Raw genomic sequence first — 8,583 nt, 5'->3', positions numbered from 1 at the left:
GTCCGTCGGGCGCCGCCGCGGCGGCGCTGGGGGCCGCCTCGGTGGTGGTCTCGGGGTTGTAGTCGACCAGGAACTCGTGCCAGCTCGGGTCGACCGACGAGGGGTCATCGCGGAACTTGCGGTACATCTCCTCGACCAGCCATTCGTTTTGCCCGAATGGTGAAATGTTGCTCACGGCCGCTGTTCGCCTCAATTCTTTTGTCCTGCAGGCGCGCTGTACGCGTTATCGACGGGCACCTCAGCCCCGCGACGGTGCGGGAACGTTTTCGCCCCAATAAAGGCTAACCGTTCGCGAGCAATTCGCGGCAGGTACCGGGTGAGGCCGCCGCTAGCCGGCCTCGTGGACGGGCGGCAACAGCCGCAGCGGGCTGGGCCAGCGCGAGGGCGGGGCGCCGAACGCGTGCCGCGCGTTGCGGACGATCTTCTTGCCCACCATCCGGTTACCGGCGCCGCCGACCACGGCGCCGATGCCGACCGGCAGCGCCTTGCCGAACATCAGGGCGCCCTTTCGCAGCGTGTAGCGCTTGACGAAGTAGCCGAGCATCCGGCTGTTCAGCCGCGACAGCGTCGGCAACGGCAGCGAGGCCATGCCCTCGGCCAGCCAACCGCCGTTGGTGCGCCCGGGCCCGATCAGCTCGCCGATGGCGCGCTGGCTGTCGTCGCCGACCAGGACGGACAGGACCAGTGCGCGGCGCCGTTCGCGGTGGTCGGCCGGGATGTTGTAGACGACGGCCTTGGCCAGCACGAACAGCGCGGTGGCCTCGATGAAGAAGACGGTCTCCCCGGCGCCCGCGGACACCGCCGTCAGCGTGCCCACCCCGGGAAACGTCGCGGCGGAGCCGACCGCGGCACCGCTGGCCGTCAGCGCCGCCAGAAAGCGCTTCTCCAGCTTGGCGTCGATTTCGGCCGGGCCGGCGCCCGGGTGCGCGCGGCGCAGCCGCGACACGTAGGCCTCCGCGGCGGGGCCGTGGATCCGCGTGCTGCGCTCGATGACCTGCGCCAATGCCCGCGCCGATGCCTTCGGCCGACCACCCTCGGCCGACGCCTGCTCCGGCTTTGCCGTGCGTGACGCTCTGTTTCGTCGGGCCCGCATACTGCTCATCCTGTTGGTCTTCCTGATGTCCCTATCCAGGCTAACGTGCGATCACCGATCCGCAGCCGAGCGGCGCATTTGCCCAACCGGGATAATGCGGGCTGGGTGGCGATGCCAACGGTGCGAGGGGGTCAAGCGACATGAACACGGCGACGCCTTGGTCGCCGGGGGGGAGCCGGCGCGCGGGGCCGAGTCGCGCCGGGTTCATGGAGCGCTGGAACTCCCTGCTTGCGGCGGGCCCGCGGAATCCGTGGAACGCGCTGTTCGCGATGATGATCGGCTTCTTCATGATCATGGTCGACTCCACGATCGTCGTCATCGCCAACCCGACCATCAAGATCGACCTGCACACCGGGTACGCCACCGTGGTCTGGGTGACCAGCGCCTACCTGCTGGGCTGCGCGGTGGTGTTGCTGGTGGCCGGGCGGCTGGGTGACCGGTACGGCACCAAGAACCTCTATCTGGCGGGGCTGGGCCTGTTCACCGCCGCGTCGATCTGGTGCGGGCTGTCGGGCAGCGTCGCCGTGCTGATCGCCGCCCGGGTGGTCCAGGGCGGCGGCGCCGGGGTGCTGACCCCGCAGACCCTGTCGATGATCACCCGGGTCTTCCCGGCGGAGCGGCGCGGTGTCGCGGTCAGCGTGTGGGGCGCCACCGCCGGGGTGGCCACCCTGGTCGGACCGCTGGCCGGCGGCGCGCTGGTCGACGGGCTGGGCTGGCAGTGGATCTTCTTCGTCAACGTCCCCATCGGCGTCGCCGGGCTGGCGCTGGCCGCGTGGCTGGTGCCGGTGCTGCCCACCCAGGCGCAGCGCTTCGACCTGGTGGGCGTCGCGCTGTCCGGGCTGGGCATGTTCCTGATCGTCTTCGGCTTGCAGGAGGGCCAGGCCGGTCACTGGCAGCCCTGGGTCTGGGCGATGATCGTCGCCGGCATCGGATGCATGTCGGTGTTCGTGTACTGGCAGGCCATCAACACCCGCGATCCGTTGATCCCGCTGCGCGTCTTCGCCGACCGCGACTTCGGCCTGTGCAACGCCGGGGTGGCGGTCACCGCATTCGCGATGACGGCGATGATGCTGCCGCTGCCGTTCTTCCTGCAGGCCGGCTGCGGGCTGTCGTCGACGCGTTCGGCGCTGGTGATCGCGCCGATGGCCGTCGTGGGCGGTGCGCTCGCGCCGTTCGTGGGCATGCTCGTCGACCGGTACCACCCGGGGCCGGTGCTCGGCTTCGGCTTCTCCACGATGGCGGTCGGGCTCACCTGGCTGTCGTTCGAGATGTCCCCGTCGACGCCGATCTGGCGGCTGCTGCTGGCGTTCGCCGTGATCGGGGTGGGCAGCGCGTTCGTGTGGGCGCCGCTGACGGCGACCGCGACGCGCAACCTGCCCCCCGAGCTGGCCGGGGCGGGTTCGGCGGTGTTCAACTCGGTGCGGCAGCTCGGGGCGGTGCTCGGCAGCGCGGGCATGGCCGCGTTCATGACGTGGCGGATCGGTTCCGAGATGCCGTCGGGCGCGCCGCCGGCCTCGGCGGAGGACGCCACCGCGGTGCAGCTTCCCGAGTTCCTGCGCGAGCCGTTCGCGGCCGCGATGGCGCAGTCGGTGCTGTTGCCCGCGTTCGTCGTGTTGTTCGGCGTCGTCGCCGCGCTGTTCGTGTTGGGATTCGCGCCGTCGGCGGACGCGCGGATCGAGCCGGCCGACGAGGGCGACATGGTCGACGACGACTATGACGACGACGAGTACGTCGAGCTGCGGTTGGTTCGCGAACCGGACGCGCCGCCTGCTAGGCCGGTGCCGCCCGTGCCGGCCGTGCCGGCCGGGCCGATCGGCTTCGCGCACAACGGGTCTCGCGTCGAGGGCGGGATGCGCTTTCGCCCGATGGCATCACCGGGCCACCGCTACCGCGCGGATCCGGACGACGACCCCGCCGGCTACGGCCGGCATTCGTCCTAGCGAGCGCCGCGCTGGCTTCGAGTGTGAGCTCATGGCTTTCGGTGTGAACGCAGGGCGGGTTTCCGTCCGGGATCTCGCCGTGGGTTCACCCGCAAAGCCGCCAGTGCACACTCACGACTCACACCAGTCGCGCGTCAGCGCGAGGAACGCGCCCAGGTCGACCAGGCCCGCGGGCGTGGTCGGTAGGTACTCGGTGAGCAGCCGCGACCGCACGATCACCGCCGCGTACTGCGCCCTGCTGATGGCGACGTTGAGCCGATTTCGGTTGAGCAGGAACGAGATCCCGCGCGGCACCACGTCGACCGACGAGGCGGTCATCGATACGAACACCACCGGGGCCTGCCCGCCCTGGAACTTGTCGACGGTTCCGACCCGGACCGCGCCGAGCCCGGCCTCGCCGAGCCGCCGGCGGATCAGCGTCACCTGGGCGTTGTAGGGCGCTAGCACCAGCACGTCGTCGGCGCCCAGCGGCCGGGTGCCGTGTTCGTCGGTCCACGCGCGGCCGAGCAGCCCGCCGATGTGCGCGGCGATGGCGTCGGCCTCCTCGGAGCTCTCCGTCGAATTGCCTTGGTGTTCCACGGTACTCACGTGCACGCCGGGGCTTTGCCCGGCGAGGTGGCGCTCCTTGGTGCACTCGTGCGATTGCAGCCGGCCCTCGTAGGACAGCGCCGAGACCGCGGCGCAGACCGCCGGATGCATGCGGTAGGAGAGGTCCAGGAAGTAGCCCCGCTCGTCGGGCAGCGTGCGCCGGCCGTCCACCAGCCAGTCCAGCGCCGACGTGTCGACCGGTTCCGGATGCGTGCCCTGGCTGACCTGTGGCAGCTGCTGCGGGTCGCCGAGCAGCATCAGGTTGGCGGCCGCCGGGGCCACGGCGATGGTGTTGGCCAAGCAGAACTGGCCCGCCTCGTCGATCACCAAAAGGTCCAGGCTGCCCGGCGGCACCCGGTTGGCGTTGGCGAAATCCCATGCGGTGCCGCCGATCACGCAGCCGTCGTGCCCGGCGATGAAGGCCGGATAGTCGCCGGAGTCGATCTCCTGCCAGCGGGGGGCGTCGTGTCCGGCGGGTTTCTTGGCCACCCGGCCTGGATCCAGCCCGGCGTCGATCACGCAGCCCAACAGGTTCTCCACCGTGGCGTGCGATTGCGCCACCACGCCGACGTGCCAGCCCTGTTCGGCGACAAGGCGTTTGATCACCCGCGCGGCGGTGTGCGTCTTGCCGGTGCCCGGCGGCCCGTGCACGGCGAGGTACGACGCGTCGAGATCGCGTGCGGCGGCGGTGATGTCGGCGACGGTGTCGCCGGTGCGCGGCAACGGGGCCATCGTGCGGGGCGCGCGGCGCAGCAGGACGTCGACCACGGCGGTCGACGGCAGCGTCGGCAGGTCGGCGGCCAGGGTGGCGGCGGTGGTCTCGATCGAAGCCCGCAAGGCCGTGGTGGGAATGGGCGGCCCCGGGGTGAGCGCGAACGGCAGCTGGTCAAAGGTGGTGCCGCCGTTGCCGACTCGCTCGACGATGGTCACCTCGGTGGGCACCGCCGGATCGTCGACCGCCAGTATCTCGGCGCGGCCGGCCGCGCGCCGGTCGGGGTTGTCGGCCATGCCCGGCGGGGCCGGGGGCTCGTAGAGCGCGAAGACGTCGGTCGTCAACTCGCCGCGCGCCAGCTCTCCCCTGAGTCGCACGTGTCGCCGCGGCTTGCGCGCGCGGGGCGGGGTGTGCCAGTCGGCCTCGACCGACGCCTCGTCGGCGATGAAGACATCGGTGTCGTCGGACCACTCCTCGACCGGGAAGTTCAGCCGGTCGAAGTGCGCCCACCAGAACGGTTTGTCCTCGCGCCGGTGGTAGCCGCGCGCCGCGGCCACCAGCGCCGCCGCGGTCTGCTCGGCCGTGCGGTCGGCGACGCCCGCGTCGCCGGTGAACGCGGACAACGACATCGCCAGCTGGTCGCGGTCCTCGACCCGGTTGCCCTCCGGAACCGGTTGCGCGCCAACGGGTACCACGCCGGATTCGTAGGCGCGCAGCATCAGCCAGTTGCGCAACGCCCGCGTCGAGCGGCAGTCGTAGTGGTTGTAGTCCTCGATCTCCTTGAGCAGGGACGCGGCGTCGTCCAGCTGGCCTTCGTCCTTGAGCTGGCAGTAGCGGGCGTAGGAGGTGATCGACTCGGCGGCCGTGGTGACGTCACCGGCGCGCAGCTCCGAGCCCATGTACAGCGGCTCGAGCGCCTTGAGGCCGAACGACTCCGCGCCCACCCGGATGCTCTTGCGCACCACGGGATAGAGGTCGACCAGCGTGCCGCTGCGCAGCAACTCGTCGACGTCGTCCTCGCCGACCCCGTACCGCCCGGCGAGCCGCAGCAGCGCGGTCTTCTCGTAGGGCGCGTAGTGGTAGATATGCATGTTGGGGCGGCGCTTGCGGCGTTTTTTCACCATCGCGAGGAAGTCGGTGAGCGCCTTGCGCTCGTCGACCCTGCTGTGCGCCCACAGCGGGTGGAAATTCCCGCCGGCCTCCAGGACGCCGAACAGATACTCCAGGCCCCAGTCGTGCCCGTCGGCCGTCCACAGCGGGTCGCCTTCGAAGTCGAAGAACAGGTCACCGGGATCCGGCTCGGGCAGCAGGGTCAGCGGCTGCGGGTCGGCGATCTCGAATTGCGGCGTGCCGGTGTCGCGTTGGCGGACTTGCAGTTTCGCCTGCGCGGTGAGTTTCGTCAGCGCGGTGGGCGCCAGGTCGGGCACCGGCGTCGTGCGGTTCGCCAGCTCCGCGACGGTGCCGATGCCGGCGTCGATCAGCTTGTCGCGCTGGGTGACTCGCATCCCGGCGAGCAGCAGCAGGTCGTCGGTGGCGCGCAACTGTTCGATGCACAGCGGGCAGTGGAAACACGCGCTCACTTGTTGGTCGTCCCAGCGCACCGGGGCGCCCGCGGCGTAGTGCTCGTCGAGCAGCCGCTGCAACAGCACGCGCTGGGAGCGGTAAACCGGGACCAGGTCGTCGACGCGGTAGCGCACGACGGCCCCGTCGCCCAGCTCCAGCTCGGCCTCCGGCGCGACCGGGACGCCCGAGCCGGCGAGCGCGTCGGCGTAGGCGGCCAGCTGCAGCAGCGCGGGCACCTTCGGCGAGCGGGCCAGCTTGGTGTCGGCCACCCGGTACCGCTCGCCGTCGAGCACCAAAAAGTCGGCGAATCCGACGAATCGGCCGTCGAACATCGCGGCCTGATACACCACCGGCGCACGGTTGGCGACCGCGCGCCGGGTTGCCTCGGCGGCCGCCGTCAGCCCGGCAAGCGAGTAGGCCGGGCGGCCGATCACCGCGACCGCGTCGCCGAACTCGTCGCGGTACCGGTCGAGGCGGCGTCGCTCATGCTCGGTGCCCAGCGCGGAGGTTCGCGCGAGCAGTTCATCCTCGGCGGTGACGGCCGGGCCGCGGCCGAGTTTGGCGTCGAAATCCCTCAGCAGGGCGTACTCGCACCGCGCGGCGGACGCGAGGTCCGATGCGCCGTAGACGACGGTTTCGCCGGTGACGAACACAGCTGCAACTGTAGGCGAGGGGGCCGACACGGCTGGGCCGGGTGCGGTTCGGCGGGCGGCTGGCGGTCGGCCACGTGCGTTTGACATCGCCTGTGCGACAAGGCATATGGCGAAACCGGTGGGGCGCGTGTCGCGGCGCGCGGGCCGGGCGGTAGCTTCGGCAGGTGATCGTAACGGGGGCCTTTCTCGCCGAAGCGGCCGAGGTGGTCGACAACAAGCTGAACGTGACCGGCGGCGTGTTGTCCCGATTCGTGGTCGGGCCCGACCGGTTCGCCACCTTTCTGCTCGTGGTGCTGACGCAGTCCGATGCCGACGACGAGGACCGGCTCGACATCGAGATCTGGCCCCCGACGGGTGACAAGCCGCTTCGCGTCGCCTTCGAGATGCCCCCGGAGGCCACCGTCGGCGAAATCGGGTTCGCCTTCTTCCCGATCTCGGTGGCCATGCCCGTCGACGGCCGTTGGGTGATCGTCGTCGCCGGCGGCCCCGGTGTGATCTCGCTTCCGCTGATTGTGAGCGGCTGACCCGGGCTCAGTGCCCGGGGCTGTTACCGATCAGCTGGACGCCGTTGCCGTCCCAGTGGAACCGCACGACGGTGTTGAGGCCGTTGATCCCGCCGGGATAGGTCAACGCGACCGTATCGCCGGTGGTTTGCGCCGCGTCGATGCCGTTGAACCCGTAGGTGTCGGGCACGCCCTGCGGGATGAACTGGCCCAGGTGGAACAGCACCGCCCGCGTCGTCGGGTTGACCGCGTTGGTGTTGGCCTTGATGATCACCGCCGACAGCTGGGCGCACTCGTTGTAGTTGCCGGCCACCGGTTCGGGATTCCACGGCTGCTGGCTGCGCGGGTCTTTGGGCAGCTCGGACACCACCTTCGCGATGGTGGGCGAGGCCAGGTTGACCGCGCACGGGTCGGCCGGCCCGGCGCTGCCGGGCGGGGCGGCGACACCGGACGTCGGGATCGGGGTGGCGGGGGCGGTGATGGACGCGGTCGACGTCGTCGTCGTCGCCTGCGGCGTCTTGGCGACGGTGGAATCCCCTGAACCGCAACCGGTTAGCGTCGCGGCGATCAAAGCGAGGCCGGCCAGTGGCTCGGCGCGACGGGTTAGCGACCACACATCGCGAAACCGTACCGTTATCCGACCGATGGGTGCGGCAGGCGTGGCCGCGTTCCAGGGCCCGCAACGCGCCTGTGGCGGTCGGCTTCTCGGCCTCAGCCACCGGCCAACTCGACGAAGACGACTCCATTTCCCGGGCAGCGCCTATGCGCGCGGTAGCTAGTTCATGAAAAAAGTTGGAATTGCATAGGAATAAATGGGCAAAGAGTCTGTGATCTTGACGATACGGCTGTATCGTACCGAGCGGTCCCCACGCGCGTTTACGAGAGAGCCGCGATGTCGTCGTACGTGATAGCAGCACCGGAGGTGCTGGCGGCGGCGTCGGCGAACCTGACTGGGATCGGATCGGCGATCACGGCCGCGAACGCCGCGGCGGCGGGCTCGACGACGCAGATCGCAGCCGCCGCCCAGGATGAGGTATCGGCAGCGATCGCGGCGCTGTTCGGCCATTACGGCCAGGAGTTTCAGGCGTTCAGCGCGCGGACTGCTGCGTTTCACGACCAGTTTGTGCAGGCACTGACCTCGGGCGCCGGGGCGTACGCGGCGGCCGAGGCCGCCAACGCCTCCCCGTTGCAGACGCTCGAGAACGACCTGCTCGCCGCGATCAATGCGCCGACCGACGCCCTCCTGGGGCGGCCGCTGATCGGCAATGGCGCCGACGGCGCGGCGGGCACCGGGCAGGCCGGCGGGCCGGGCGGAATCTTGATCGGCAACGGCGGCAACGGCGGCTCGGGCACGGCGGGGCAGTCCGGTGGCGCCGGCGGGTCGGCGGGCTTGTTCGGGTCTGGCGGGTTCGGCGGTGCCGGCGGGGCCGGTGCGGCCGGTCAGGCTGGCGGCAACGGCGGCGCCGGCGGAAGCGGCGGGCTGTTGGGCGGTACCAGCGGCGGCGGGGGCATCGGCGGTGCAGGAGGGGCG

Annotated in this window: 7 protein-coding genes; 3 read left to right on the top strand and 4 right to left on the bottom strand. The window is 70.9% G+C overall.

Annotation, left to right across the window (positions count from 1 at the left end):
• Both A9X00_RS30080 and A9X00_RS19560 read right to left on the bottom strand, forming a co-directional pair.
• Positions 1 to 175 (bottom strand): hypothetical protein (locus tag A9X00_RS30080; RefSeq protein ID WP_255363087.1); only part of this gene is annotated, 175 nt, incomplete at its 3' end.
• Positions 176 to 328: 153 nt separating this feature from the next.
• The gene (locus tag A9X00_RS19560; protein WP_067157074.1) at positions 329 to 1,093 is read right to left on the bottom strand and encodes a hypothetical protein; all 765 of its coding nucleotides are present in this window, start codon (positions 1,091 to 1,093) and stop codon (positions 329 to 331) included.
• Positions 1,094 to 1,233: 140 nt separating this feature from the next.
• On the opposite strand from A9X00_RS19560, the gene A9X00_RS19555 reads away from it, so the two are divergent.
• Positions 1,234 to 3,033: an MFS transporter gene (locus A9X00_RS19555; protein WP_082975389.1), complete on the top strand. Its 1,800-nt coding sequence runs from the start codon at positions 1,234 to 1,236 to the stop codon at positions 3,031 to 3,033.
• A 111-nt stretch (positions 3,034 to 3,144) separates the two neighbouring features.
• Here the strand turns inward: A9X00_RS19555 and A9X00_RS19550 are convergent, their stop codons facing one another.
• Positions 3,145 to 6,549, bottom strand: a complete 3,405-nt coding sequence (locus A9X00_RS19550; protein ID WP_067157071.1) for a TM0106 family RecB-like putative nuclease — start codon at positions 6,547 to 6,549, stop codon at positions 3,145 to 3,147.
• Positions 6,550 to 6,716: 167 nt separating this feature from the next.
• Between A9X00_RS19550 and A9X00_RS19545 the strand changes: the two genes are divergently transcribed.
• The gene (locus A9X00_RS19545) at positions 6,717 to 7,073 is read left to right on the top strand and encodes a hypothetical protein (protein ID WP_082975391.1); all 357 of its coding nucleotides are present in this window, start codon (positions 6,717 to 6,719) and stop codon (positions 7,071 to 7,073) included.
• Positions 7,074 to 7,080: 7 nt separating this feature from the next.
• On the opposite strand, the gene A9X00_RS19540 is transcribed toward A9X00_RS19545, so the two are convergent.
• Positions 7,081 to 7,668, bottom strand: a complete 588-nt coding sequence (locus A9X00_RS19540; RefSeq protein ID WP_067157064.1) for an LppP/LprE family lipoprotein — start codon at positions 7,666 to 7,668, stop codon at positions 7,081 to 7,083.
• Positions 7,669 to 7,944: 276 nt separating this feature from the next.
• On the opposite strand from A9X00_RS19540, the gene A9X00_RS19535 reads away from it, so the two are divergent.
• The coding region (locus A9X00_RS19535; protein WP_156772188.1) for a PE family protein at positions 7,945 to 8,583 on the top strand (639 nt) is incomplete at its 3' end.

The sequence above is a fragment of the Mycobacterium sp. 1245805.9 genome (genome assembly GCF_001672915.1).
GTDB lineage: Bacteria > Actinomycetota > Actinomycetes > Mycobacteriales > Mycobacteriaceae > Mycobacterium.
The sequence above is the reverse complement of the archived record's forward strand: the minus strand, read 5'-3'. Positions and strand labels throughout refer to the sequence as shown.